This is a genomic window from Mesorhizobium sp. M7A.F.Ca.CA.004.06.1.1 (assembly GCF_003999135.1).
Classification (GTDB): Bacteria; Pseudomonadota; Alphaproteobacteria; order Rhizobiales; family Rhizobiaceae; genus Mesorhizobium.
Genome location: NZ_RZPQ01001134.1, coordinates 1 through 1,240, shown reverse-complemented (window position 1 = coordinate 1,240; position 1,240 = coordinate 1). Strand labels below are relative to the sequence as shown.

Genomic DNA, 1,240 nt, shown 5'->3' with positions numbered 1-1,240 from the left:
GCGCTTCAGCGTCGAGATTGATGCCGGTCTGCGCCTTGGTGTTGAGATCGTTGACGATGTTGACGGTGACCGCGATACCCACGCCGCCACCGCCGCTGCCGGTGCTCAAAGCCGCACCGCCGGCCAGGTTCTGCATTTCATTGAGACTGACGGCGCCGATCTCGATATTGCCGGTGTTGGCGTCGAGATCGACATTGTCGCCGACCGATGCCAGCGTGTCGACATCAAGATAGTTGACGCCAACCGAGCCGCCGACCGCGGTGTTTTTCGACACTGCGCCGGAAAGGGCGCGCGCCTGGAACGTGTTCTTTTGTCCATTGCCGGTCGCGGCGCGGACCTCGATCGATCCGGCGGTCAGATCGGCGTTTGAACCGATCATCGCATTGTTGTCCAGCAGCACGATGTTGAGGCCGATCGCCGCGGCAACGCCGGTGTTGGAACTGGTGTTCGTGGACGTCGCTGTGGCCAATGCCCGCGCGTCGGTCGTGCTGATCGCCTCGACCTTCATCGCGCCTGTGCCGGCGATCGTCACATCGCCGGCGATCTGCGCCTGGTTGTCCGCATCGAGGAAGTTGACGGCGATCGTCGCTGCCACATTGGTGCCGCCGGAGCCGTTGCCGCCCTGCGTGCCCTTGCCGGTCTGCGCATTGCTGTTGCTGTCGGCCTGGCCAAGGCTGCTGCCGCCGCTCTGCGAGGGCGTCTTGGTGCCGCCGCTCTGGTTCTTGGCCATCTCGGTCTGGTTGGTCGTCTCCTGATCGGAGCTGGCACTGTCCGTTGTGCCATCGGACTTCTTGGTGGATTGGCCCTTCGAACTCGCCTTGGACTCTGCCTTGGTGTCGAGCATCGAGGTCGCGGTGATCGTCACCGTGCCGACGTTCTGGAAATTGCGGCCGAGGAAAGCGTCGTTGGTGACTTCGCCGATATTCAGCGCGATCGACGCGCCAACGCCGACGCTGCTGCCGGCGGCTTCGCCATCGGCAAGCGTGTGAACCGTACCGGTGTGCGACGCTTGCGCGGCCAAATTGCCCGTCAGCGTGATCGTTGCGCCGCCGCCGGTGCCGATGTGCGCATCCGTGTCGTTGTCGAAATAGGCGACAGCGATCGCGCCCCCGATGCCGGTTGCGCCCTCGGCGCCGGCCTTGGCCGTCGTCGTCAGCGTATCATTGGATGTCGCGGTGACGGTGAAATTGCCGGTCGTCCCGCTAACCGTCTCGCCGTTCTCGATGCCGGCAAACGTGGT

1 protein-coding gene is annotated in these 1,240 nt (G+C 64.3%); it reads right to left on the bottom strand.

What is annotated here, in order from left to right; translation table 11 throughout:
- The coding region (locus tag EN906_RS34500) for a hypothetical protein (protein ID WP_164777627.1) at positions 1-1,240 on the bottom strand (1,240 nt) is incomplete at both ends.